The following is a 24,754-nucleotide window of genomic DNA, read 5'->3' as shown; positions in this document are numbered from 1 at the left end:
AAGAAAAAGTAATGAAACGTATAAAATATTTAATTTTTACTGCCATAGTATCCGTGTTCATTTCGTGTGATACTGATGAGTTTCTAAACCCTTTACCAGATACGGTTATTGTAGTTGATTCATTTTTTGAAACCGATGAAGACGTATTGGCTGGAGTCGTGGGGATTTATGATGCACTGCAAGGGGTTAATGAAAATACCCAGACCAATATTGGTCGTGCAAATAGAGGAGTTCAGTTTGAACACCTACTGACTGAGCATCGTACAGACAATACAAGAAATGCAACCCTAGAAGGTTCAAAGTCTGATTTTCACCGATACGTTGTGAACGCTAACAATGTAGAGTCCGAAGATTACTATGCTTCAATGTATGAGGTCATCTTTAGAGCAAACAACATCTTGAATTTCATAGATGTCGCTGATGATGCCAACCGTGCAAGTTATTCCGCAGAGGCTAAATTCTTAAGAGCCTATGCATACTTTAAATTAGTGCGCTTGTTTAGTGATGTGCCATTGGTAACCGAGGTTGTTGGACCTACTGATAATGAAGCACTATTTACAAGAATACCTGCGGAACAGATTTATGCTCAAATTGTAGAGGACTTACAAGAAGCAATTGCTGTTTTAGATAATTCGTATAAATCTAGAGCTTCACGTGCCGCTGCTCAGGCAGTATTAGCTAAAGTTTATATGACGCAGCCAAACCGCAATTATGGAGGCGCAAGACAACTTTGTGAAGCTATTATTAATAGTGGTGATTTTGAATTAGAAGCTAACTTTTCTGATGTTTTCTATAATGAGTTGAATAATGAAATAATTTTCGCGATTCAATACCAGGCAGGAAATCCACTGGAAAGTCAAAGTTTTTCATCAGAGTTTACATCAACGTTCCGTCAAGGAAGAGAAGATGGTCAAAATATCGTGAATCAAAACCTTATTACTGATTTTCAAACTGCTGGTGGTGTAAGATCAGCGTTGTCTTTCGTCACATTTGGTGCTACTTCTGAAGTAGCAAAATTCTTGCCAGAAGGTTCTGATATTACAGTAGTACCCCCAGTGTATGGTGACAATGCTCGTAATGCAGGTAATGACTATATAGCTATACGATATGCTGATGTATTGTTAATGCATGCTGAAGCAACTATCGGTGATGGTACATCTACTACAGATCCAATTTCTTTAGCTTCTTTTCAGCAGATTAGAGATAGAGCCTTTCCTATGACAGCACCTAATAGTGTATCTAGTATTACAAAACAGGAGCTCTTATTAGAAAGACGTGTAGAATTAGCATTTGAGAATCAACGTTGGTTCGATTTACTAAGATTTGGTGTTGCAGAATCTGTTTTAAGTGATCATGCCGATGAAATGGGATATATTTTTTCAGCGAGAGCCTTATTGTTGCCAATACCTGCAAGGGAGATCAACATTAGCGACGGACGCCTAACACAAAACCCAGGATATTAATACTTAATATAAAAAACAATGAGACATAAATTTAATATACTTAATAGAACTATGTTGTTCTTATTAGGTTTGGTTACAGCTAGTATTGTCGTTAGTTGTGTGGGTGACGAACTTTTTCGTGACGAATTACCAGATTCAAACTCGAAAGCAGATACGGTTTTTCCAGAAGCTAATTTCTCCTATGCTTCGTCTTCAGAAGATTTTAGGATGATTAATTTCACTAATCTTTCTTCAGAAGCATTAACATTTGCATGGGATTTTGGTGGCGGAAATACATCAACTGAACAAGACCCTACTTTCACTTTTGAAGCAGGCGAAGGAACGTATCCGGTTACATTAACAGCTACTGACGGTGGTGGCGTTTCAGGAACCGTAACAATTGACGTTATAGTGGTTGAAGGTCCATTTCAACCAATTATTTTAGAACCAGGTTTTGAAGATGATACACTGCCAGAAGGTGGTGGAGACGGTCGTGATTCTTGGAGAAATAATGCTTTAGGTGGGGTTATCCAAATAACAGGTAGTCCTGTGACATTCGGAGATCAAGGTGCTAAATTACCTGTTCCTGCTGGAGACCGTATTGGTTATCAAGAAATTACTGTGGATCCTGAGACCAATTATGATTTGAGTTTTTGGTACACCATGTTGAGTGGTTCATCCGACCCTTCACTAACGGTATCAGTTTTAGGAGTAACGCAAAATGGCGGTACATTTGAAACAAGGGAAGATGTAGCTACGGGAACTATTGCATCAATAACTGTTACTGATGACTCGGAGCCAGATGTTTATGTACAACAAAAGTTGTCATTTAATTCTGGCACGAATAATACAGTTGCCATCTATTTCACTAATGGAGGTGTTGAAGCAAGACTTGACGATTTTACGATTGAGGTAGGAGCTGAGGGAGCAGTACCACCTTCGGCAGGTTTTGATGCTGTGCAGAGTGAGGTTAATTTCCTAGAGTATGCATTCACTAATTCATCTACAAATGCCATATCTTATATGTGGGATTTTGGTGATGGAAATACTTCAACAGAAGAATCTCCAACGCATGTATATGCTGAGGCAGCTGAATATACGGTAACACTTACCGCAACAAATGAGTCGAACCTTTCGACTGATTTAAGCAAAACGATAAACATTCTAGCACCAGTTACAGCTGATTTTACTTCTCAAGTAGATGCAGATGATTACAGAACATACTCATTCATGGATGCTTCTGAAGGTGCTGAAATGCTGCTATGGGAATTTGGAGACGGTTTCCAATTTACAGGAATGAACCCTTCACACACCTATTCGGAAGATGGGACTTATACTGTTACTTTAACTGCAACGAGTATTACAGGTAATACAGATGTTGCGACTGAGAATATTGTAGTATCTCAAGGCTTCGTAGTGCAGGTTCTCAATGGTACTTTTGATGAATTTACTGTAAATACAGGTGACAATGCTGACGCTTGGGATATGACACCTAACGAGACTGTGGTAGATAATTCGGGAACTGTAGTTGATAGCCCATATAGACCACTTTGGAGAAATCAAGATTTAGATACTTGGTTACAAGGATTTTATGGTGACGGTAGTGAACAACCATCTTCTACTTCTGATGGAGCAAATGGCACAAGAGGCGCAAAGTTAAATGAAATAGCACGTCGTTTGTATCAAGTAGTTCAAGTGCAACAAGGTTCAACCTATAGTTTTTCTATAGATACACGTTCCGAGGCAATGGGAGTGAATACCGAGGTGTTTATCTTGAATACTGAAATTGTTGATGAAACGGGTATAAATACTTCTACAGGCGATACTGCTGTCGATGCGTATTTTAATATTACAAATGACTTTAATACAGATAAGTCAGTGTTTACAACAAGTACGTTTACATTTACACCAACAACCAACTCGATCGTGATTTATGTTAGAGCGCTAAATGCGGTAGATAGTAGTAATGAAGTCTTTTTAGATAACGTAGTAATAACGGATAATTAGAAAGAAACTATAACAAGTTTAGTATAAAAACCACTCAGCTACTTTTACTAAAGTGCTGAGTGGTTTATCCAAACATTCCAAAGAAATTGGTGTTATGCCTATAACGTGTTCGTTAATTAATTATATAAAATGAAAATATTCCGAAAAGAAATTTTGGTATTTGTAATAGCACTCTTTCTATCTGCTAATGTTACCTCACAAAGTAAGAGTAGTGTTGCGGAATCGGATGTTAAAATAGAAAAGCAAGAAAAACGGAAGAAGAAAAAGAAAAGAAATAAGAAAGTCAAGCTTCCTAAAATAGATTTAAGCCATTGGAAAGTTACTTTACCGGTAACAAAGGAAAATGGAAAGCCATTTGAAATTAGCCCGCCAGAAATACTGGATTTTGCAAAAAATGAAAAAGCTAGACCTTATATGTATATAGATTCTACAAAAGGAGCTATCGTTTTTCACGCAATGCCAACCGCATCTAAAACAAGCAACACTAAGTACACGCGTTCTGAACTTAGAGAGCAAATGGTAGCTGGAGATAATAATACCAATTGGACCTTTAAACAAGGTGGTAAACTAAGTGCTAAGATTGCCATGGATGAAGTTACTCGTGATAAAAATGGAAAGTATCATAAAGTGATTATCCTTCAAATACATGGTCGTTTAACAAACGAACAACGTGATTTAATAGGACAAAAAGATAATAATGCACCACCTATTCTCAAGGTATATTGGCAAAACGGGAAGATTAGGGTTAAAACGAAAGTATTAAAGTACAAAGGTGTTTCGGATGAGGCTATTTTACATAAAGAGGCATGGGGTGATGATAAAGGCAGAACGTTTGAACAAGAAGTTGGTTTCAGAAAATTTAATATTGAAGTCGACGTGTCTGATGGGAAAATGGTCGTTTCTTTAAATAAGAATGAATTCTTTGTTTATGATAGTTTTAGTATCAAGAAATGGGGAGTATTCGAGAACTATTTTAAAGCGGGCAATTATTTTCAAACAAGGGATGAAGGAGCATATGCCAAAGTAAAGTTTTACGATTTAGAAGTTACACATTAACAAAATGAAGAAGAAAGAGCGTCAAATTAGCTTTATACTAAGAATGGGAATGTTGATTCTGTTACTCGCAGTATTTGCTTGTGATAAAAATGATCGGGACAGCCCACCGGAGATTGTTGCCGAAGAGCCGGATACGTCTGGCGATACTGATAATGATGAAGGTCAAGATAATCCCGATACGGGTGATGGGGATCAGAATTCAGGGTCAGAAAGTTTTAAGTTGCCAGAAATTGATTTAAATAACTGGAAAGTGACTTTGCCTATCGGTAATCCTACTGAGGTGAAACCACCAGCTATTTTAGACTATGCAACCAATGAGACTTTAAAGCCGTTTATGTATAACGATTCTATAAACGGAGCATTGGTTTTTTATACCTATCCAGGGTCAACAACAACAAATACGTCATACTCTAGAACAGAGTTACGAGAACAAATGGTTCCAGGAAGTAATAGTACAAACTGGACATTTCCTGAAGGAGGTCGTATGAAGGGCACTGTTCAAATGGATGAGATATCAAAAGATGCAAACGACAAATTTCATCGCACCATGGTTATGCAAATTCATGGTCGTTTAACCAATGAACAACGTGATTTGATTAATGAAGATGATAATAATGCACCGCCAATGCTAAAAATTTATTGGCAAGACGGAAGAGTTCGGGTAAAGACTAAAGAGTTGAAAGATGTGAATGTAAATGATGTCGATATTTTAAAAACCAGCTCATGGACTGATGATGATGGATTTTATTTTGAGGAAAGAGTTGACTACAATCAATTCACCCTTGAAGTCATTGCGAGCGACGGACGTTTGGAAGTAATACTAAATGAAAATGAAAGTAAGGTTTATGACGGCATCCATATGGAAAAATGGAACATTTTCGAGAATTATTTCAAAGCAGGTAATTACTTACAAACCATTGACGAAGGGGCCTTTGCCCGTATAAAATATTATGACTTAGTAGTAAGTCATTGATGAATGTAAAGTGAACTTATTTGAGTTAGTTTGAATTATTTTATAGTGAGAAATACCGGCTTTTAACCGGGTCGGTATTTTATTTTTAAAGCATAACGTTAAGAAAATTTGAATTTATTTGGATTAAAGCTAATATGCTTTTGTAGAAGAAGTTATTTTATTAATTTTAGCAAACCAATCTGGTTAACCAATTTTAATTGAGTATGAAAGTAGAAATACTGACAAAAACTGAAAACGGAAATATCCAAAAGGAAATAATCGCTAAGATTAAGGATCTTATCAACTTTAAGAACCTAGAACCAGGCGATAAATTACCTTCTGAGCGGATGTTAGCTGAAAAATTTGGTGTAAGCAGAAGTAACTTAAGAGAAACCATTCAAAAATTGGAGTTTTATGGTATTCTAAAGTCAATGCCACAAAGTGGTACTTTTATTGAAAATATAGGTGTAACGGCCATAAATGGCATGCTAGACGATATTTTAAGACTAGAAACTCCTGATTTTAAGTCCTTGGTCGAGACAAGAATATTATTAGAACTCAAAATTGCACGGCTTGCTGCATTGAGGCGGACTGATGATGATCTTAAAGAAATGAGAACAGCATTAGATGCCTATAATGAAAAAGTTCGAGCTGGAGAGGATGCAGTAGAGGAGGACTTAATATTTCACCTTGCAATAGCTAAGGCAGCAAAAAATAGTTCATTGAATACTTTTATGTTGGTTATTACTCCAGGTATAATTACCAATTTCGAAAAATACCATGTATGTGATAAAAATCAGTCATTTATGGGAATTCAAGAACATGAAGATATTTATGATGCTATTAAAAATCAAGATCCAAAATTGGCTAAAGCTAAAATGAAAGTACACTTTAAGGTACTATATCAATATTGTTATAATATTTAAAAAAGAATAAAAACGAATAGTAAAAATGCACGCTTTTAGTATTCGGAACGAATAGGAGGGAACTAATACGAAACACAACTAACCGATCACATTTCACAAGTAATTTATCGCTACTAGCTAGTCTGGTAAATCATTTTTAAAAAGTAATGGGTCTCAAATTTTTGAAGTAATAATGCAGTTTGCACTTACTATCAAAAAAACTTTGTATTGCCTTTCTTCAACTAAACAAGACATATGAAAGTTAAAGGATTAAGATGGTGGATAATCGTATTGATATTTATAGCCACAGTTATAAATTATATAGACAGGACAGCTTTTGCTTTGCTATGGCCTGAAATGGGTAAAGATTTAGGGATGGATAAATCTGATTATGCATTGATGCTTAATTTCTTCTTATTTGCCTATGCAGCTAGTAAATTCTTATCAGGTACTTTGTACGATAAAATTGGAACCCGAATAGGATTTGTTGTTTCTATCGTTGTTTGGTCCGCTGCTTCAGCATTTCATGCGTTGGCACGAGGTGTTACCTCTTTAGCAATTGTACGCGGACTGCTTGGTCTTGGGGAAGCTGGATTATGGCCTGGTGCAGTAAAAAGTAATGGAGAATGGTTTCCTGTAAAACAAAGAGCTTTAGCACAAGGTATTTTTAACTCAGGAGCATCTATAGGTAATGTAGTAGCCCCAGTTATAATAGTTTATTTGTATGCTCAATTTGGGTGGAAATCTACCTATATAATACTGGGAGTTTTGGGATTGCTTTGGGTAATACCATGGTTAGTCTTAAATAAGTCAAAACCCGAAGACCATCCATGGATTACTGAAGACGAAAAAGACTTAATACTCAATGACCGAATAGAAAATAATGATGTAGCAGTTGAAGGCACCAAAAGTTTAAGTGTTTTGAAAATATTGAGCTTCAAACAACCATGGGGAATTCTGCTTTGTAGATTTTTTATTGAACCTATATGGTGGTTCTTTGCTGGTTGGATGCCAATCTATTTGAATTCGAAATTTGGGCTTAGTATCGAAGAAATAGGAAATACGATGTGGATATCATATCTAATGGCTGCAGCGGGCGGAATATTGGGTGGCTTGTTTACAGAAGAAATAATCAAGCGTACTTCCGTAGATTTTGGTAGGAAGGCTAGTATAGTATTAGGAAGCGTTTTGATAATACTTGGCTTCGTTGGTATTATAGCGTTTGTAAATGACTCTAATTATATGACCTTTATTTACCTAGCGGGACTAGCACTCTTCGGATTTCAATTTGCAATAGGCAATATTCAAACTTTGTCAAGTGACTTATTTAGAGGACCATCTGTAGGAACCTTAGCAGGATTAGCAGGAACCGTTGCGGCATTTTCACCTATGATAATGAATTGGTTTATTGGCAAAATCACTGACGAAGGATCATATACGCCAGCATTTATAGCGATAACGATATCGGTTGTATTAGCTGTGCTTGCTGTTTTCTTTTTAATCAAAAAAATAAAGTTAGTAGTAGATTAGAGTTGAAGAATTAAAATAACAACCAAATAATAAAAGAAATAGAACTTTAAAAAAACAATACAAAATGAGTAATAATAAAATTGCTATAGTAACTGGGGCCACAGGTGGCATAGGTTTTGAAGTTGCAAAAAGATTAGGAAAAGACGGATATACCGTAGTTATTAATGGTATCCAAGACGATGAAGGAGCCAAAAGACTTGCAGAATTGGAAGCCGCAGGTATTACTGCCGAATATCGTGGATTTGACGTTACAAGTGAAGAGGCTGTAACATCTAACATCAAAGCAATTGGCGAAAAATATGGGAGAATTGACGTACTAGTTAATAATGCTGGTGGACTTGGTGGAAGATCTAGATTTGAGGAAATGACGACTGATTTTTACAGAAAAGTAATGGCTTTAAACCTTGATTCAGTATTCTTTGCTTCTAGAGCAGCGATCCCTTTTCTAAAAAACGGAGAGCACGCCTCAATAATTAACTACACATCAAATGCAGGATGGACTGCAGGCGGACCAGGAGCTGGAATTTACGGAACATCTAAAGCGGGAGTTCATGCCATAACAAGGGCTTTGGCAAAAGACCTAGCAGAATACGGAATTCGCGTAAATGCAGTGTCACCAGGTACTATTGATACTCCATTTCATGCACAAATTAAGGCGACCAAACCTGAAGTTTTTGCTTCTTGGGCAAACAATATTATGCTAGGAAGATTAGGGCAACCTGAAGATGTAGCCGGTGTTGTTTCTTTCTTAGCAAGCAAAGATGCCTCGTTTATCACTGCGGAAACTATTCAGATAGGTGGTGGTCAAGCATTAGGCATCTAAACCAATCCTCCCTAAAACTAAAAAAGTGGCTAGATTATAATCTAGCCACTTTTTTAGTTTAAAACATAATATTATTTCGAAGAATCTCGTTCAATTAATTCCGCTTCTAAAATAATTTTATTCAATGTTTGCACTAAAGGATTCATTTTTACTCGTTCTAAAAATGTCTGAGCAGCTAGTGCACCAATCTTTTCGCTATGTTGGTTTACACTTGTAATAGAAGGTGAGAGCATCGATGTGAAGGGTTCATTACCAAAACCAATTAATCGAATGTCATCCGGAACTTTAATTTCATTTTCCTGTAAAACTTGCAAGGCGCCCAAGGCGGCATAGTCACCTGCAGCATACACGGCATCAGGTCGATTTTTTAATGCTAATAACTGACTCATTTTTTTTCTTCCATCTTCAATGGTAAGACTACTTTCGACTAACAATTCATCCTCAATAGGTAAATCGTATTTTTTTATGGCATCTATGTATCCCTTAATTCTATTATTGTAAATTCTTGTATGTCTATATCCTCCGATATGTGCAATCCTTTTACATCCTTGTTCGGCAAGATGTTTTACTATCATATGACTACTTTCATAATCATCAATTCCTATATAATCGACATTTAAATCATTTTCACCTCGATCGAATAAAATTAGTGGAATCCCCTTGGACTTTATTTTTTCATAATAATTTAAATCAATCGTTTCGTTCGCCATCGAGGCGATAATACCATCAACTTGGGTGAATAATAGAGTGTCAATATTTTTGCATTCCTTTTCAAACGATTCACTGGACTGTGTGATAATAATATTGTAACCTTCTTTGTCTAGTACTTCTTCTATATGCTGTATGACCGATGAGAAGAAATTGCTATTTGTTCTAGGGACAATTACTCCTACCAAATTACTTTTGCCACGACGCAATGCACTAGCTAAGTGATTAGGTTGGTAATTCAACTCTTCAGCTACTTTTTTTACGGCCTCTTTTGTCTTTGCACTTATTCGAGAATCGTCATGCAAGGCTTTGGACACGGCCGCCGCAGATATATTAAGGACATTTGCAATGTCTTTTATGGTAGTTTTTTTGTTATTAGCCAATTTTTTATATATTTGCTTAAACGTTTAAGCAAAAATACGTTATTCGATTTTAGAATCAAAACGCCAACAGTTTCAATACGGCTTTTTGATTTATTTTTAAATATCTGCTTAAACGTTTAAGCAATTAAAATTAAACCTTAAAAAATATTCTAAAATGAAAAAAGTAGTAACCTTCGGAGAGATCATGCTAAGACTAGCACCTCAGGGTTTTTTAAGATTTTCACAGGCATCAAGTTTTGATGTGGTCTATGGTGGTGGCGAGTCGAATGTAGCAGTTTCTCTTGCAAATTATGGTGTTCCGGTTGATTTTGTAACGCGACTTCCAAATAATGATATTGGGCAATGTGCCATGATGGAAATGCGTAAACGGGGCGTTGGTGTTGACAAAATTGTATATGGAGGTGATCGTCTAGGAATTTATTTCCTCGAAACGGGAGCAGTTAGTCGTGGTAGCAAGGTAGTTTATGATCGTGCACATTCCGCTATGTCAGAAATTAAACCAGGTATGGTTGATTGGGACGAAGTTTTTAAAGATGTTGAATGGTTCCATTGGACTGGTATTACACCTGCTATATCTCAAGGCGCAGCCGACGCTTGTTTAGAAGCTGTAAAGGCAGCTCAGAAAAATGGTGTTACAGTGTCAACTGATTTGAATTACCGAGCAAAACTTTGGAAATATGGGGGTGATCGTGAAGCAATCATGACCGAACTCACTTCGTATTGTGATGTTATTTTAGGAAATGAGGAAGATGCTGAAAAGCATTTCGGAATCAAACCTGAAGGTTTAGATATTACTACTCAAGGAGAGCATGTAAAAGCAGAAGCATTTTTATCAGTATGTACACAAATGATGGAAAAATTCCCTCGAGCTAAGAAGGTAATTACTACCTTAAGAGGGTCTATTTCTGCTTCTCACAATACATGGGCGGGAGTTTTATACGATGGAGAAACAATGTTTAAATCACCAGAATATCAAATTACCGATATTGTTGATAGAGTAGGTGGTGGTGATTCATTTATGGGCGGATTGATCTATGGATTATTAAAGTATCCTGAAGATGATCAAAATGCATTGAACTTTGCTGTTGCGGCTTCTTGTTTAAAACACACTATTAAAGGGGATGCCAACTTGGTGACGGTACCAGAAGTAGAAAAACTAATGGGTGGTGATGCATCAGGACGTGTAGCACGATAAACTAATAAGAAAAATTATGGCACAGTATTCAAGAATAGAAGTTGCTACGGTGATGAAAGACACAGGAATGGTTCCTTTGTTTTATCACCCAGATATCGAATTAGGTAAGAAAGTATTGAAAGCTTGTTACGACGGTGGAGCCCGTTTAATGGAATTTACGGCAAGAGGCGATTTCGCTTTTGAAGTTTTTTCTGAATTAAATAAGTATGCGATCAAAGAACTTCCTGGAATGATTATGGGAGTCGGTTCAATAACCGATGCAGGAGCTGCATCAATGTTTATGCAAATGGGTGCAAATTTTATCGTTACTCCATCTTTACGTGATGATATAGCAGTCGTTTGCAATCGCAGGAAAGTACTTTGGTCACCAGGCTGTGGTTCACTTACCGAGATCAACAAAGCTGAGGAGTTGGGTTGCGAAATTATTAAACTGTTTCCAGGGGCGACTTATGGGCCTGGTTTTGTTAAGGCGATTAGAGGCCCTCAACCTTGGACGAATATTATGCCAACAGGAGGAGTAAGCACAGATGAAGCTAATTTAAAAGCTTGGTTTGATTCAGGTGTTACCTGTGTTGGTATGGGCTCTAAATTGATCAGCAAAGAGATTCTAGCCAATAAAGATTACAATAAACTTGAAGAGCTTGTAAGAAGCACTTTGACACTCATTCAAAACTTACGAAATGCATAAATGATAGCATTGTGTTGTTATGTGGCTTGATTTTATGTGTAGGTTATGAATAAATAAAAACCCTGATAGTCTATCAGGGTTTTTTGTTTTCTTTTTGAAGAGTGACTCAATAAAAAAACTCCATTAACAAAGAAGGAGCGTCTAGTTTAAGTGACTTGGCTGGGGCTCGAACCCAGGACCCTCTCCTTAAAAGGGAGATGCTCTACCAACTGAGCTACCAAGTCAATCCGTTTTCGCAATCAAACCGATTGCTTTATGAGGGTGCAAATATAAAACCGTTGTGCCTATTTCGAAACTTATTTATTCATTTTATGGTATATTTTTTCACAGGATATACTTTACGATAATTGTCTTATCTTTTTAGGAGATTTTACAACTATGAAGGATATTAAACTTGAGCGCATTCAAAAAATGCTTCAGGATGAAAGTTATATTAGTGATAGTGCAATAGCAATGTCGGTTTTTTTATCCATGCAGCTAGAAAAACCATTATTGATCGAAGGACCTGCCGGAGTTGGTAAAACTGAGATTGCTAAGGTAATGGCTCAAGCATTAGACACTAATTTAATTCGACTTCAGTGCTATGAAGGCCTTGATAGTACGCATGCTTTGTACGAGTGGAATTACCAACACCAATTACTTCATTTAAAAATTCAAGAACAAAAAGAAAAGGATGTTTCTAAGCTGGAAAGTTCCATTTTCTCTGATAAATTCTTATTAAAACGCCCCATTCTACAGGCAATAACACAAGACAAAAGCCCAGTACTATTGATCGATGAAATCGATCGTGCCGATGAAGAATTTGAGAGTTTTTTATTAGAAGTATTATCGGATTGGCAGGTAACCATTCCTGAAATTGGCACGATTGAAACAACACACAAACCATATATTATTTTAACTGGAAATAGGACTAGAGAATTGTCGGAAGCGATAAGAAGAAGATGTTTGTATTTGTGGATTGACTATCCTGATTTCGAAAAGGAACTGGCAATTATAAAAATGAAAGTTCCAGATATTGATAAAAAATTGGGAGAACAAATATGTGGTTTCATGAAAGAACTACGTGAGTTAAAGCTAGAAAAAACTCCTGGTGTTTCAGAAACAATTGATTGGGCTAGGGCATTGGCAAGTATGAATATGAAGCATCTTGATAAACAACTTATCGAAGATACTTTAGGAGTCATTCTTAAAGACTGGCAGGATATAAGAAATACGCAAAACTCACTTTCTGAACTATTGGATAAAACTGGAGTGGTTTCTCGAATTATTTGATGGAGCCCAAGTATATTTCATACCAAACCGAATTCTCGGCAAATATTGTTTTACTATGTAGATTTTTGCGTTCAAAAGGATTTCTATTAACTGCTTCAGATGAAATAACCGCAATCGATGCATTACAACACATTCCTTTTAACAAAGAGCGTTTTTTAAAGCAAGCCCTTCAAACTACTTTAAGTAAAAACCATTTCGAGTACTTAAATTTTGAAGATCATTATACTGAGTTTTGGTCACAGCTCTCAAAAGCAGTCGATTCTAAGATCAAGGACAAAGAGGACAAACAGAACCGAGCATCTGATGCTCAAAAGCAACAAGCTCGCTTTGATGCTTTAAAAAGCTGGTTAAATCTAACGCCTACTGAAGATGAAAAAGTAATTGCTTCATATAGTGATTTGGAGGTGTTAACCAAAAAAGACTTTATCGATTTAAGTCAAGAAGAAATGGAGTTGATGATGCGATTACTTAAAAAGATGACCAGAAAGTTATCACGCAAAAAAAGTAGACTTAAAAAATCCAGCAATAAACATAGAACACTTGATCTCAAAAAAACGATTAGGCAGAACCTACGTCAAGGTGGGGACATTCAACATTTGGTTTACAGTGAACCAAAAGAGCAAAAATTAAAATTGGTATTGCTTTGCGATGTCAGTAGATCGATGGATTTATACAGCCGGTTCTTCATACATCTTATTTATGCTTTTCAGCATGCTTATGATAAGATAGAGACTTTTGTTTTTAGTACGGCATTACATCAAGTTACTTCTTTGCTAAACAATCACGAATTCGATAAGGCTTTCGCGATGATATCTGATAGGGTCCCTCAATGGTCGGGAGGAACTACAATAGGTTCATGTCTAAATGACTTTATAACTGATTTTGAATACGGTTTATTAGATAAAAAAACAACCGTATTAATCCTTAGTGATGGTTGGGATACTGGTGAGGCTAGTGTCATTAGGCAATCAATGAAAAGTATTTATAAAAAATCGAAGAAAGTTATTTGGTTAAATCCACTAGCGGGTAATCCAAATTTCTCCCCAGATGCGCTTGGTATGAAGAGCGCACTGCCCTATATCGATCTACTCGCATCTGCTCACAATTTGGATAGTTTAAAAGCAGTTCTCAAGCAATTGTAATTATCGATTTATTGCAATTTAGAAATTCATTTTCCCGAATGTTATAGGGCTAGTATTGCGGATTTATCAGTAAAAGAGCTTTTTTTGTAAAACAACCTTAAATTTCAATTCCATTTTGTAAGAAATATCCATTAGTTTTTTTAACTTAACAATCCAATTTTAAAAACAAATGCAGGTAAAAGGAAATTACATGGTAAATACTACACCTAATGTAGTTTGGGACATGATCACAAATCCTGCAGTTCTAGAAAAAATAACCCCCGGGATTAAGACACTTACCGTTACAGGACCTGATCAATATGATGCAATTTCAGAGGTGAAGGTAGGTCCTGTAAAAGGAAATTTTGAAGGTACTCTATCTTTAAAAGACCAAGTAAATTTAGAAAGCTGCGTCTTGGTGGTCGATCAAAAAAGCAAGATGGGAAATGTCGTGGCTGAGATTAGTATGAAACTAATTCCTGATGGCAATGACAATACGGAAGTGCAATATACTGGTGATGCTAAAATGTCCGGAATGTTAGCAAGAATGGGACAGCGAATAATGAGCGGAGTGGTGAGTACTTTGTCGCGACAATTTTTTCAATCGCTTAATAAAGAGTTGGAGGGAGAACCCTCAACAGAGTAGAAAATCAACCTAAAAAACATATTAATATGCAGATTACTTTAACCGTAAATGGTAAGCAGTATTCCAATGATATTGAGCCGAGAATGAGCTTGACTCAATATTTAAGAGAAGTACTCGACCTTACTGGCACCCATGTGGGTTGCGACACTAGTGGTTGTGGTGCTTGTACAGTTTCATTAAATGGTGCTGCCGTAAAATCGTGCACGTTGTTAGCAGTACAGGCCGATGGCGGCGAACTCACAACTATCGAGGGAATGGCCAATGGAAACGAAATGCATCCAATTCAAAAAGCTTTTAAAGAACATCACGGACTACAATGTGGGTTTTGCACACCCGGTATGGTAATGACCGCTGCTAATATTTTAAAAGACAATCCAAATCCATCAGAAGAAGAGATTAGACATGGACTTGAAGGTAATTTTTGTCGATGTACAGGATATCACAATATTGTTAAATCAATTCAGCACGCAGCTGAAGAAATAAATAACTAGCCATGGGGAAATTTGTTGGAAAAGCTGTAAAAAGACGTGAAGACGCTCGTTTTCTCAAAGGAGCTGGTACATATACTGATGATATTAAGTTGCCAAAAATGGCGCACACGGCATTCGTAAGAAGCCCGTATGCACATGCGAATGTATTAAGCATCGATATTGAAGAGGCTAAAAATGAACCTGGAGTAATCGCCATATATACAGGCAATGACGCTTGTGGAGAATTTGGTGTGCCATGTGGTTGGCAGGTAGATTTTAAAAATGGTGAGACTATGCGAGAGCCTGCACATCCGCTATTAACAAAAGATAAAATAAGGCATGTAGGCGAAGCAGTTGCAATTGTTGTAGCCGAGACCTTAGAACAAGCTAGAGATGCCGCCGAAATGGTCATGGTTGACTATGAAGAACTTCTAGCAGTTACGGATCCGAAACAAGCGATGGAAGCCGGCGCTCCTTTGGTCCATGATCAATGGGAAGATAATGCTGCGTTTGACTGGTGTATTGGCAATGACCGAGCTGAAGTAGAAGCAGCCTTAGAAAGTGCCCATCATGTTACTGAAATGGAATATAGAAACCATCGGGTAGCACCAAATGCAATCGAGCCTCGAAGTTATATTGCTGATTATGATGTTAACGCTGATAAATGGACATTATATACAAGTACTCAGAATCCACATTTAATACGTTTGTTATTATGTGCTTTTGTACTTGGAATTCCAGAGCATAAAGTGCGGGTGGTTTCCAAAGATGTAGGTGGTGGTTTTGGTAGTAAGATTTATCATTATACTGAAGAGGCATTACTAACATGGATTTCCAGAGAAATAGGAAGACCTGTTAAATGGACATCGGATAGAAGTGAAGCTTTTATGACTGACGCACATGGTCGAGACCATGTTGTAAAATCGAAAATGGGCTTTGATAAAGATGGAAAAATAGTAGCGCATCTAACAGATGAGTACTGCGCCATGGGTGCATATTTGTCAACGTTCGCTCCTGCAGTGCCGACTTATTTACATGGTACCCTCTTTCAAGGGGTTTATACAACACCCTTAATTCATTTGAATGTAATAGCACCATTTACACATACGGTTGTAGTTGATGCATATAGAGGAGCAGGAAGACCGGAAGCTACTTATTTATTGGAACGTATTATCTCTAAAGCAGCTAAAGAAATGGGAATGGATCCTGCTGAGATACGATTCAAAAACTTCATCCCTCCATTTGATGGTGTTGAAGAAGCTGGCTATCAAACCCAGGTGGCTCTTCAATATGATAGCGGAGATTACCACGGAGTACTTGAACGAGGACTTGAAATGTTGGGGTATGAAGATTTTAGAAAAGAACAAGCTAAAGCAAGAGAGTATGGAAAATTACTCGGAGTAGGTTTTTCTTCTTATATAGAGGGCTGTGGTATAGCACCATCTGCTGTAGTTGGTGCTTTGGGTGCCCGGGCAGGATTGTATGAAGTAGGACATGTTCGTGTTCAACCTACCGGAAAAGTTTCAGTTTTCACGGGAGCACATTCACATGGTCAAGGTCATGAAACCGTATTTGCTCAATTTGTTGCAGACAAGTTGGGCATCGAGATGGATGATGTAGAAATTGAACATGGAGACACCGATCAAGTAGCATTTGGTATGGGAACATATGGTTCTCGGAGTTTAGCCGTGGGAGGTAGCGCAATTATTAAAAGTATTGATAAAATCCTCGAAAAGGGAGCTAAGATCGCTGCGCATAAGCTAGAGGCGGCTGAAGAAGATCTGGAGTATGCCGAAGGCAAATGGACTGTAAAGGGAACTGATAAATCTATTTCATTTGGAGATGTTTCATTAACGGCTTATGTACCTCATGATTATCCAGAAGGCCTAGAGCCAGGATTAGATTTTAGTAGTTTTTATGACCCATCTAATTTCACTTATCCATTCGGAACTCATATTGCCGTAGTAGAAGTAGATTCGGATACCGGTAAGGTTGATGTAAAACGCTTTATTGCTTGCGATGATGTTGGTAATGTAATGAACCCGATGATTGTTGATGGACAAATTCATGGCGGTGTAGTGCAGGGTATAGGTCAGGCATTGTTAGAAGAAGTTGTTTTTGATGAAGCCGGACAAATGATCAACGCTTCGTATATGGATTATGCAATGCCGCGAGCAGATGATATTCCAATGATAGAAACGGATCGTACTGTGACTCCATGCCCTCATAATCCGCTTGGAGTTAAGGGAGCAGGAGAAGCTGGTTGTATTGGCTCGACACCTGCAGTAGTAAATGCTGTTGTTGATGCATTAGCGCATTTAGGAGTAACGGATATTCAAATGCCAGTTACCCCACAACGTGTATGGAAAGCAATGCAGAATTAATTATTAAAAAGACAGATCATGATACCAGCAAAATTTGATTATATAAAAGCATCCTCAGTATCAGAGGCCGTTGATTTATTAGATAAGCATGGCTTTGATGCAAAAATTCTATCTGGCGGGCATAGCCTTATACCCGCTATGAAATTAAGATTAAATAGACCCGAAGTGCTTATTGACATTAGTGGTATTTCAGGGATGGATTCTATTACTGAAGAAGGAGGGGAGATTGTAATAGGTGCTAATTGCACTCACCATGATATCGCTACTTCTAAATTAGTTAATGATGATTTAAATATACTTGCCCAGACAGCAAAAGCGATAGGAGATATTCAGGTACGAAATAGAGGAACGCTAGGCGGCAGTTTAGCACATGCAGATCCAGCAGCCGATTATCCTGCTACGGTTTTAGCTTGTGATGCTACAGTTGTCGCTGAAGGAAAAAAGGGACAGCGATCAATCCCAATCTCAGACTTCTTTCAGGGTATTTTTACAACGGCTTTAGAAGATGATGAGATCATTACTTCGATAAGATTTCCAAAGGTAAAAAATGGGAATTATCAAAAGTTTTTTCAATCAGCTTCTCGCTTTGCAGTGGTTGGCGTGGCGGTTGTGAAAAGTGGAAATGAAGTTAAAGTAGGAATCACTGGTGTTGCCGATACACCTTATCGTGCAAAAGGAGTGGAAAACGCCTATAATGGCTCTGCTGATGCTGCCGATCACGCGGTCGATAATGTTGAGGTAATGAGTGATCATTTCGCTGATGTCGAATACCGTTCACATCTTGCAAAAGTGATGACTAAACGAGCTTTGGAAGCCTAGAGATATTAAAATTAGGAATGAAAGGCCTCATTAATTGAGGCTTTTTTTATGCTTCTACAGTTAGCTTTTTTGGTAATTCGGCTAAAGATTTAATTGTAACTGACGGCTCATATTCCCACGGATCAAAAACAGTATTCTCTTTTCGTTGTACCCATGCCGTATTCATCCCATAAGACACTGCCCCTATAACATCAAATGTATTACCTGAAATAAGCCAAGAAGCCCGTTTTTCTGATTTTGTAACTTCATTAAAATAGGCATATACTTTAGGATTCGGTTTAAAAGTTTTTAGACTTTCAACACTTACAATTCCCTCAAAGTGAGAACTGATATTGGCATTTTCAAGTAGGGTAGCAACGGCATTTTTACTTCCATTGGAAAATGCAAAAAGACGATGCCCTTGGTTTTTTAGTTCTTCTAAAGTACTAATAACATCATCGAATGCAGGTAGTACTTTATATACATTCATTAGTTCATTTTTGTTATTTGAAGATAGATCAATTTCTAAGTCAATGCATGTGTAATCCAACGCTTCTTTAGTACAAACTGAGAAATCGACATAACGATCCATTAGGGCCCGTCTAAAGGAATATTCCAATTGCTTATTCCTCCATGTCTCCATAAAGAGAAATGCTTTTTCGCCAACCATATTCTTCAATGTATCATATACTCCAGAGGTATTTATTAGTGTGCCATAAACATCAAAAGCAATGGTATATTTCATATAGGCAATTATTAGGATTGATATCTAAAGATACATAAACAAGCCTAAGAAATTTTTAAACGAGCAATTCCTGTGTTGAATTTATTCAATAAAAAAACCTCCGTTACAAAACGAAGGTTTATCTAATTTATGTGACTTGGCTGGGGCTCGAACCCAGGACCCTCTCCTTAAAAGGGAGATGCTCTACCAACTGAGCTACCAAGTCGTGCAAAAGAGTTATAAATAACTTCCCTTAAGCGGGTGCAAATATAATATCAATAATTAAAATATCAAGAGAATTTTCATGTTAATTTTCTTTTTTTTGAAAGGCTTTAAAAAGCTGTAATTTTGACCTCACTTATGCAAGGAAAAAAAATAGTTTTATTGGGATATATGGGCTCAGGTAAGTCCACTATTGGGAAATTGTTAGCTAATAAATTAAAGTATCAGTTTATTGATTTAGATCAATATATAGAAAAGCAAGAAGGGCATACCATTCCAAATATATTCAAGAATGAAGGAGAGCTGTATTTTAGAAAAAAAGAACATCATTACTTAAAAGAAGTTCTAGCGCTTAAACAAGATGTTATTCTTTCGCTCGGTGGAGGCACTCCCTGTTTTGCTGGAAATATGGACGTGGTTAAAAAAGGGGGAGCTTCTTCGATTTATCTCAAGTTATCGATTCCTACGATTGTAAAAAGACTAGCACCTGAAAAGGCTGGAAGACCACTAATCGCTCATATTGAAAAAGAAGAAGACTTATTAGAGTTCATAGGAAAGCATCTGTTTGAAAGAAGTTATTACTACAACCAGGCGGAGCATGTCGTCTCTGTTGACCAAGAAACACATGAGCAAATCATTGATTCAATACAAACTATGCTAGACTGACTGCATCTTTCTTGCCAAATGTAACGTTTACATGCTCTTGCAATGAAGTTGATAATGAAATACCCTTAAAATCAGCCTTCACAGGATATTTTTTATGATTGCGATTAACGAGTACAGCTGTTTTAAAGTTCTTTAGAGGTACATCTAAAAAGTGTTTTACGCCATATATTAGTGTGGTACCGGAGTTAAGTACATCATCTACAAGTACCAATGCTTTGTTTTCATAATCTTTTATTTCTAAAGAGGTGGTAATTGTATTAATAGGATTTTTTTTATCGATTTTAACTCGGCATAATGTAATGGTAGCATCACAAATATCAGAAAGCGTTGCCTGTATTTTCTCGGCAAAAACAAATCCATTCTTTTCAATACCAGCAATAATAATTTCCTTTTCATCAACATTACTCTCTAAAATTTGATAAGCGATTCGTCTTATCTTATGCTGAATTTGATCGTGATCTAAAATGACACTATTGGTAGACATGCTAATAATATTTAGGATAAAGATATTAATCTAAGAGACAAATTTAGGGATGCATTCAAAAGATTAAAATTAAAACTCTCAATCTCAATTTTTTCATTCTTTTCATACCCTAAACTTCATCTTCTGTGTCATCCCGATATTCTTCAATATCTCTTCTATCCTTTTTAGTTGGTCTGCCATCTCCTTTTTTTCTGTAATGGTCTTTTGCCAGTTTTAAAAGGTCTAGATGGTCAAAGGCTTCTTTAGGGGTAATATCTTTGCGATACATATCTACTAGTTTCGCACCTAAACGACTAGGAGGAATGTCTAGAATTTCAAGCTTATAATTAATCTGATTTTTTCTAACCGTTACCGTATCACCAATGTAAATTTCTCTCGATGGTTTTACGGTTTGGTCATTTACTTTTACTTGACCTTTCTTACAGGCATTAGTGCCAATATTTCTGGTTTTGAAATATCGTAGGCACCATAATAATTTGTCAATGCGCATCTTGTTTTAAAATGAAGTTAAAGCCATTTCAAAAATACTTTAAAATTGTATCTTGCGCCCTTAATGATGAAAAGGAATGAATTTTAAAAGTGTATTTGGAGCACTAGTTTTAGTGCTGTTTTTTGCAGCTGCTTGTAATAACGATGATGACAACGGACCTACAAGTATCCCGTTAAGAGATCAGGCTGAACAATATGTAGTTGATAATGATTCGATTGTAGAGTTCTTGCAGACTCATTTTTATGAGTTGGATGCCGAAGGTGAGATTGTTTTTGATACTATTGCTGGAGATAATGCTGGCAGAACCCCACTTTTTACGCAAGTAGAAACAAAAGTTATTGAAACAGATGAGGTTGATTTCAATCTCTACATTTTGACAGTTAGGCAGGGATCAGAGTCCGAAGGAAATGATATTCGCGTAACTGACTCTACTTTAGTTACGTATAGAGGTCGTTTGCTTGACAATACTCAGTTTGATAGAGCAATCAATCCAATTTGGTTTGACCTTACTGGAGTGATTAGAGGATTTAGTACTAGTTTTTCGGAATTTACAGCGGGTAATGGTATCTCAGAAACCAATGATGATGGAACGGTAACATTTGCAGATTTTGCGCAAGGAGCCGTATTTATTCCTTCTGGCCTCGGTTATTTTGAACGCGCGCAGCCAGGAATTCCATTTTACTCTCCTCTTAGTTTTACGTTTAAGATTTTTAAGTTAGAGGAAACGGATCATGATAATGATGGTATTCCTTCTTATATGGAAGACTTAGATAATAATGAGAATCCTTTTGATGATGATACTGATGGTGACACCGGTCCTAATTACCTAGATGCAGATGATGATGGTGACGGTACTTTAACGCGTGATGAAATTGTAGTAAATGAAGATGGGACTATTACATTTACAGATACCGACGGAGATGGTACGCCAGACTATTTAGATAATAGAAACGATAATTAAAAGAACAAGTATTACCAATAAAAAAAAATCCCGCTTTTAGCGGGATTTTTCGTTTTAATTTGATATCAAATCTAGCGAATATCATAGTCTAAATGATGCGCTAAATATAAGTTGTGTTGGCCTTGAATCTAAAGCGAACAAGGGTGCATCATCGGCGATATTAGTATTTATGAAGTTAGCTTCGTTCTCATTAAAACCACGCTCAAAGCGAACATCCAGCCCTAGATTTCCTAACTGGACGCCAGCTCCAATATGCAATCCTACGCTTATCTCGTTCTCTACATCATCAATGTCGACGTTGCCAAGATCAAGATCATTATTTAACGTATACTGAAAGGCTGGCCCTGCGAATATTCTTAATGGACCAATAATTTTATAGCCTAATAATATGGGAAGATCTAATTTTGACGTTTTGTAATCTGCTGTACCATTATTTATACCGTATTCGCTATTTGTACGGGTGTAGATTAATTCAGGTCTTAGATAGAGATTAGAAAAATTAAGTTGGCCATAAAATCCAATATGAAAGCCAACTTTACCTTCTCCACGGTCTTCAATTAAATTTTCTCCAGTAGTAAGGATCTCTCTAAGCTCTCCGTTACTGTTGTAGTTTAAACCAGCTTTAATACCAAATGATGATCGGTCATCATTTCTTTGCTGACCATAGCTAATTACACTCGCCATAAGAGCGAGCATTAAAAAATACCTTTTCATGTGTTAACGTTTTATGATTGAAACTATACAACGTATAGAATGAGTAATTATTTTCTTTTAATTACTTTCTGAGAAGCTTTTACAATTGCCTCAGCATTCAGACCATACTTGGCCATTAATTGGTCGGGTGTGCCCGATTCGCCAAATGTATCTTGGGTTGCGACAAACTCTTGAGGTACTGGATTGTTTTGCACCAATGTACGAGCAACACTTTCACCGAGACCACCGTAATAGTTATGCTCTTCTGCTGTAACAATGCATCCTGTTTTCTTGACAGAAGCTAGAATAGCAGCTTCATCCAATGGTTTTATAGTGTGAATGTTGATTACCTCTGCTGAAATACCTTGCTTTTCTAGTTGTTCGGCTGCTTGTAAGGCTTCCCATACTAAATGACCAGTTGCCACGATAGTAACATCGGTACCTTCAGATAACATAACCGCTTTACCAATCTCAAAAGTCTGATCTTCTGATGTGAAATTTGCCACTTTCGGTCTTCCAAAACGGAGATAAACCGGACCATGATGTTCAGCAATAGCCAATGTTGCTGCTTTGGTCTGGTTGTAATCACAAGGATTAATCACCACCATACCTGGCAACATCTTCATTAAACCGATATCTTCTAGAATCTGATGTGTAGCTCCATCTTCGCCTAAAGTTACCCCTGCATGTGAAGCACATATTTTTACATTTTTGTCAGAATATGCTATGGACTGACGAATTTGATCATAAACACGACCTGTAGAAAAATTGGCAAATGTTCCTGTAAACGGAATTTTGCCACCTATAGTTAGTCCAGCGGCAATACCCATCATATTAGCTTCTGCAATACCTACTTGAAAGAAACGTTCGGGATGATTCTTTTTAAAGTCGTCCATTTTTAACGAACCGATCAAGTCAGCACAAAGTGCCACTACGTTTTCATTCGTTTTCCCAAGTTCAGTTAAACCTGCTCCGAAACCCGATCTGGTATCTTTTTTTCCGCTGTCTGTATATTTTTTCATTTTCGTACTTTCCTTGTGTTAGTAGTCTCCTAAAGTTTCTGGATTTTGGCTTAATGCGCTTGCTAATTGATCGTCATTGGGTGCCTTACCATGCCAAGCATGTGTATGCATCATAAAATCGACTCCATTACCCATTTCAGTATGTAATAACACACAAACTGGCTTTCCTTTTCCTGTTTTTGATTTTGCCGTTGCCATTCCTTCTAGAATAGCATCCATATCATTTCCTTTAGCTATTTCAGCGACATCCCAACCAAAAGCCTCAAATTTTTGTTTGATACTTCCCATTGGTAGTACTTCGTCTGTCGATCCGTCAATTTGCTTTCCATTAAGATCAATGGTTGAAATTAGATTGTCAACCTTTTTCGCAGCGGCATACATAATAGCTTCCCAGTTTTGACCTTCTTGTAATTCACCATCACCATGCAAGCTATATATAAGGTGCGAATCGCCATTTAATTTTTTTGCTTGTGCAGCACCTAAAGCAACCGACATGCCTTGACCTAATGATCCAGAAGCTATTCGAACTCCAGGAAGTCCTTCGTGTGTAGTAGGATGGCCTTGTAAACGTGAATCTATTAATCTAAATGTATTCAGTTCATCAACAGGAAAGTAACCACGTCTAGCTAAAACACTATAGTAGACAGGAGAGATGTGACCATTAGATAAAAAGAAAAGATCTTCTTCTTTTCCATCCATATCAAAACCTTCTTTGATATCCATAATCTCGTTAAACAAGGCAACAAAGAATTCGGCACATCCTAAAGACCCACCTGGGTGACCTGAGTTTACTTTGTGAACCATGCGCAAAATATCTCGGCGCACTTGCGTTACCAAGTCATTTAACTGTTGAATATTTGACATTTTTATAAAATTGAAATTCCGCTCAAAAGTAATTTTTTTATTGGCTAACCAATGATTGATTTTGGGGTTTTTATTGTCGATTTATTAACTTTTTTTAATAACCTGCTTTAGCTGGTTTTCAAAGCTCTTAATTGGGACTTTTTTTCTTTGATTTATTACTCTTTAAACTTTTATTTTAATTAGTTGTTAATTAGTATGCTTAATCGTACCTTTGCAAGCCTTTTTGGCGGATGGAAAATCAGAAAGGA

At 37.0% G+C, this 24,754-nt stretch carries 24 protein-coding genes and 2 tRNA genes; 17 read left to right on the top strand and 9 right to left on the bottom strand.

Going from position 1 to position 24,754, the window contains the following annotated elements:
- Positions 1 to 11 precede the first annotated feature (11 nt).
- The 7 genes from GWK10_RS01340 to GWK10_RS01310 all read left to right on the top strand — a co-directional run bounded on the left by GWK10_RS01340 (position 12) and on the right by GWK10_RS01310 (position 8,715).
- Positions 12 to 1,463: a RagB/SusD family nutrient uptake outer membrane protein gene (locus tag GWK10_RS01340; protein ID WP_164029096.1), complete on the top strand. Its 1,452-nt coding sequence runs from the start codon at positions 12 to 14 to the stop codon at positions 1,461 to 1,463.
- Between the two features lie 18 nt (positions 1,464 to 1,481).
- On the top strand, positions 1,482 to 3,449 hold the full coding sequence (locus GWK10_RS18610) for a PKD domain-containing protein (protein ID WP_164029095.1): 1,968 nt from the start codon (positions 1,482 to 1,484) through the stop codon (positions 3,447 to 3,449).
- Between the two features lie 129 nt (positions 3,450 to 3,578).
- Entirely contained in the window at positions 3,579 to 4,505 is a 927-nt protein-coding gene (locus GWK10_RS01330; RefSeq protein WP_164029094.1) for a polysaccharide lyase family 7 protein, read from the top strand.
- 4 nt (positions 4,506 to 4,509) lie between these two features.
- Positions 4,510 to 5,478 (top strand): polysaccharide lyase family 7 protein, encoded by a 969-nt coding sequence (locus GWK10_RS01325; RefSeq protein WP_239540659.1) that lies wholly within the window; start codon positions 4,510 to 4,512, stop codon positions 5,476 to 5,478.
- Positions 5,479 to 5,681: 203 nt separating this feature from the next.
- On the top strand, positions 5,682 to 6,383 hold the full coding sequence (locus GWK10_RS01320) for a FadR/GntR family transcriptional regulator (protein WP_164029093.1): 702 nt from the start codon (positions 5,682 to 5,684) through the stop codon (positions 6,381 to 6,383).
- Positions 6,384 to 6,617: 234 nt separating this feature from the next.
- Entirely contained in the window at positions 6,618 to 7,892 is a 1,275-nt protein-coding gene (locus tag GWK10_RS01315; protein ID WP_164029092.1) for an MFS transporter, read from the top strand.
- Between the two features lie 64 nt (positions 7,893 to 7,956).
- The gene (locus tag GWK10_RS01310) at positions 7,957 to 8,715 is read left to right on the top strand and encodes an SDR family NAD(P)-dependent oxidoreductase (protein WP_164029091.1); all 759 of its coding nucleotides are present in this window, start codon (positions 7,957 to 7,959) and stop codon (positions 8,713 to 8,715) included.
- Between the two features lie 71 nt (positions 8,716 to 8,786).
- Here GWK10_RS01310 and GWK10_RS01305 read toward each other — a convergent pair whose 3' ends face one another.
- On the bottom strand, positions 8,787 to 9,806 hold the full coding sequence (locus GWK10_RS01305) for a LacI family DNA-binding transcriptional regulator (RefSeq protein ID WP_164029090.1): 1,020 nt from the start codon (positions 9,804 to 9,806) through the stop codon (positions 8,787 to 8,789).
- A 154-nt stretch (positions 9,807 to 9,960) separates the two neighbouring features.
- On the opposite strand from GWK10_RS01305, the gene GWK10_RS01300 reads away from it, so the two are divergent.
- Entirely contained in the window at positions 9,961 to 11,001 is a 1,041-nt protein-coding gene (locus GWK10_RS01300) for a sugar kinase (protein ID WP_164029089.1), read from the top strand.
- Between the two features lie 16 nt (positions 11,002 to 11,017).
- A complete protein-coding gene (locus GWK10_RS01295) occupies positions 11,018 to 11,689 on the top strand; it encodes a bifunctional 4-hydroxy-2-oxoglutarate aldolase/2-dehydro-3-deoxy-phosphogluconate aldolase (protein ID WP_164029088.1) in 672 nt (223 codons plus the stop codon).
- Between the two features lie 151 nt (positions 11,690 to 11,840).
- Here the strand turns inward: GWK10_RS01295 and GWK10_RS01290 are convergent.
- A tRNA-Lys gene (locus GWK10_RS01290) sits at positions 11,841 to 11,913 on the bottom strand.
- Positions 11,914 to 12,067: 154 nt separating this feature from the next.
- Here GWK10_RS01290 and GWK10_RS01285 point away from each other — a divergent pair.
- The 6 genes from GWK10_RS01285 to GWK10_RS01260 all read left to right on the top strand — a co-directional run bounded on the left by GWK10_RS01285 (position 12,068) and on the right by GWK10_RS01260 (position 18,401).
- Positions 12,068 to 12,961 (top strand): AAA family ATPase, encoded by an 894-nt coding sequence (locus GWK10_RS01285; RefSeq protein WP_164029087.1) that lies wholly within the window; start codon positions 12,068 to 12,070, stop codon positions 12,959 to 12,961.
- A gap of 65 nt (positions 12,962 to 13,026) precedes the next feature.
- Positions 13,027 to 14,103 carry a vWA domain-containing protein gene (locus GWK10_RS01280; RefSeq protein ID WP_164029086.1) on the top strand — a complete coding sequence of 359 codons (1,077 nt, stop codon included), beginning with the start codon at positions 13,027 to 13,029 and terminating at the stop codon, positions 14,101 to 14,103.
- Between the two features lie 169 nt (positions 14,104 to 14,272).
- Positions 14,273 to 14,728, top strand: a complete 456-nt coding sequence (locus GWK10_RS01275; RefSeq protein ID WP_164029085.1) for a CoxG family protein — start codon at positions 14,273 to 14,275, stop codon at positions 14,726 to 14,728.
- Between the two features lie 26 nt (positions 14,729 to 14,754).
- Positions 14,755 to 15,219 (top strand): (2Fe-2S)-binding protein, encoded by a 465-nt coding sequence (locus tag GWK10_RS01270; RefSeq protein ID WP_164029084.1) that lies wholly within the window; start codon positions 14,755 to 14,757, stop codon positions 15,217 to 15,219.
- Positions 15,220 to 15,221: 2 nt separating this feature from the next.
- A complete protein-coding gene (locus GWK10_RS01265) occupies positions 15,222 to 17,582 on the top strand; it encodes a xanthine dehydrogenase family protein molybdopterin-binding subunit (RefSeq protein ID WP_164029083.1) in 2,361 nt (786 codons plus the stop codon).
- A gap of 18 nt (positions 17,583 to 17,600) precedes the next feature.
- A complete protein-coding gene (locus tag GWK10_RS01260) occupies positions 17,601 to 18,401 on the top strand; it encodes an FAD binding domain-containing protein (protein ID WP_164029082.1) in 801 nt (266 codons plus the stop codon).
- Between the two features lie 46 nt (positions 18,402 to 18,447).
- Here GWK10_RS01260 and GWK10_RS01255 read toward each other — a convergent pair whose 3' ends face one another.
- Together GWK10_RS01255 and GWK10_RS01250 are read right to left on the bottom strand one after the other, a co-directional pair.
- Positions 18,448 to 19,125 carry a haloacid dehalogenase type II gene (locus GWK10_RS01255; RefSeq protein WP_164029081.1) on the bottom strand — a complete coding sequence of 226 codons (678 nt, stop codon included), beginning with the start codon at positions 19,123 to 19,125 and terminating at the stop codon, positions 18,448 to 18,450.
- A gap of 132 nt (positions 19,126 to 19,257) precedes the next feature.
- Positions 19,258 to 19,330: transfer RNA gene (locus GWK10_RS01250), tRNA-Lys, on the bottom strand.
- 122 nt (positions 19,331 to 19,452) lie between these two features.
- On the opposite strand from GWK10_RS01250, the gene GWK10_RS01245 reads away from it, so the two are divergent.
- Positions 19,453 to 19,992 (top strand): shikimate kinase, encoded by a 540-nt coding sequence (locus tag GWK10_RS01245; RefSeq protein WP_239540657.1) that lies wholly within the window; start codon positions 19,453 to 19,455, stop codon positions 19,990 to 19,992.
- On the opposite strand, the gene GWK10_RS01240 is transcribed toward GWK10_RS01245, so the two are convergent.
- Together GWK10_RS01240 and GWK10_RS01235 are read right to left on the bottom strand one after the other, a co-directional pair.
- On the bottom strand, positions 19,979 to 20,476 hold the full coding sequence (locus GWK10_RS01240) for a phosphoribosyltransferase family protein (protein ID WP_164029080.1): 498 nt from the start codon (positions 20,474 to 20,476) through the stop codon (positions 19,979 to 19,981). The genes GWK10_RS01245 and GWK10_RS01240 overlap by 14 nt on opposite strands.
- Positions 20,477 to 20,585: 109 nt before the next feature.
- Entirely contained in the window at positions 20,586 to 20,966 is a 381-nt protein-coding gene (locus GWK10_RS01235; protein WP_164029079.1) for an RNA-binding S4 domain-containing protein, read from the bottom strand.
- 76 nt (positions 20,967 to 21,042) lie between these two features.
- Between GWK10_RS01235 and GWK10_RS01230 the strand changes: the two genes are divergently transcribed.
- Entirely contained in the window at positions 21,043 to 21,927 is an 885-nt protein-coding gene (locus GWK10_RS01230; protein WP_164029078.1) for an FKBP-type peptidyl-prolyl cis-trans isomerase, read from the top strand.
- A gap of 81 nt (positions 21,928 to 22,008) precedes the next feature.
- On the opposite strand, the gene GWK10_RS01225 is transcribed toward GWK10_RS01230, so the two are convergent.
- The 3 genes from GWK10_RS01225 to GWK10_RS01215 are packed head-to-tail and all read right to left on the bottom strand — an operon-like array spanning position 22,009 to position 24,506.
- On the bottom strand, positions 22,009 to 22,641 hold the full coding sequence (locus GWK10_RS01225) for a porin family protein (RefSeq protein WP_164029077.1): 633 nt from the start codon (positions 22,639 to 22,641) through the stop codon (positions 22,009 to 22,011).
- A gap of 47 nt (positions 22,642 to 22,688) precedes the next feature.
- Positions 22,689 to 23,642, bottom strand: coding sequence for a transketolase family protein (locus GWK10_RS01220; protein WP_164029076.1), 954 nt, complete (start codon positions 23,640 to 23,642; stop codon positions 22,689 to 22,691).
- Between the two features lie 18 nt (positions 23,643 to 23,660).
- A complete protein-coding gene (locus tag GWK10_RS01215) occupies positions 23,661 to 24,506 on the bottom strand; it encodes a transketolase (RefSeq protein ID WP_164029075.1) in 846 nt (281 codons plus the stop codon).
- Positions 24,507 to 24,754: the final 248 nt, after the last annotated feature.

It is taken from the genome of Spongiivirga citrea, from assembly GCF_010671565.1.
Classification (GTDB): domain Bacteria; phylum Bacteroidota; class Bacteroidia; order Flavobacteriales; family Flavobacteriaceae; genus Spongiivirga; species Spongiivirga citrea.
The sequence above is the reverse complement of the archived record's forward strand: the minus strand, read 5'-3'. Positions and strand labels throughout refer to the sequence as shown.

Coding starts and splice junctions, on each gene's coding strand:
- GWK10_RS01340 (WP_164029096.1), top strand. CDS start 12: ATGAAACGTATAAAATATTTAATTTTTACTGCCATAGTATCCGTGTTC.
- GWK10_RS18610 (WP_164029095.1), top strand. CDS start 1,482: ATGAGACATAAATTTAATATACTTAATAGAACTATGTTGTTCTTATTA.
- GWK10_RS01330 (WP_164029094.1), top strand. CDS start 3,579: ATGAAAATATTCCGAAAAGAAATTTTGGTATTTGTAATAGCACTCTTT.
- GWK10_RS01325 (WP_239540659.1), top strand. CDS start 4,510: ATGAAGAAGAAAGAGCGTCAAATTAGCTTTATACTAAGAATGGGAATG.
- GWK10_RS01320 (WP_164029093.1), top strand. CDS start 5,682: ATGAAAGTAGAAATACTGACAAAAACTGAAAACGGAAATATCCAAAAG.
- GWK10_RS01315 (WP_164029092.1), top strand. CDS start 6,618: ATGAAAGTTAAAGGATTAAGATGGTGGATAATCGTATTGATATTTATA.
- GWK10_RS01310 (WP_164029091.1), top strand. CDS start 7,957: ATGAGTAATAATAAAATTGCTATAGTAACTGGGGCCACAGGTGGCATA.
- GWK10_RS01300 (WP_164029089.1), top strand. CDS start 9,961: ATGAAAAAAGTAGTAACCTTCGGAGAGATCATGCTAAGACTAGCACCT.
- GWK10_RS01295 (WP_164029088.1), top strand. CDS start 11,018: ATGGCACAGTATTCAAGAATAGAAGTTGCTACGGTGATGAAAGACACA.
- GWK10_RS01285 (WP_164029087.1), top strand. CDS start 12,068: ATGAAGGATATTAAACTTGAGCGCATTCAAAAAATGCTTCAGGATGAA.
- GWK10_RS01275 (WP_164029085.1), top strand. CDS start 14,273: ATGCAGGTAAAAGGAAATTACATGGTAAATACTACACCTAATGTAGTT.
- GWK10_RS01270 (WP_164029084.1), top strand. CDS start 14,755: ATGCAGATTACTTTAACCGTAAATGGTAAGCAGTATTCCAATGATATT.
- GWK10_RS01265 (WP_164029083.1), top strand. CDS start 15,222: ATGGGGAAATTTGTTGGAAAAGCTGTAAAAAGACGTGAAGACGCTCGT.
- GWK10_RS01260 (WP_164029082.1), top strand. CDS start 17,601: ATGATACCAGCAAAATTTGATTATATAAAAGCATCCTCAGTATCAGAG.
- GWK10_RS01255 (WP_164029081.1), bottom strand. CDS start 19,125: ATGAAATATACCATTGCTTTTGATGTTTATGGCACACTAATAAATACC.
- GWK10_RS01240 (WP_164029080.1), bottom strand. CDS start 20,476: ATGTCTACCAATAGTGTCATTTTAGATCACGATCAAATTCAGCATAAG.
- GWK10_RS01235 (WP_164029079.1), bottom strand. CDS start 20,966: ATGCGCATTGACAAATTATTATGGTGCCTACGATATTTCAAAACCAGA.
- GWK10_RS01230 (WP_164029078.1), top strand. CDS start 21,043: ATGAATTTTAAAAGTGTATTTGGAGCACTAGTTTTAGTGCTGTTTTTT.
- GWK10_RS01225 (WP_164029077.1), bottom strand. CDS start 22,641: ATGAAAAGGTATTTTTTAATGCTCGCTCTTATGGCGAGTGTAATTAGC.
- GWK10_RS01220 (WP_164029076.1), bottom strand. CDS start 23,642: ATGAAAAAATATACAGACAGCGGAAAAAAAGATACCAGATCGGGTTTC.
- GWK10_RS01215 (WP_164029075.1), bottom strand. CDS start 24,506: ATGTCAAATATTCAACAGTTAAATGACTTGGTAACGCAAGTGCGCCGA.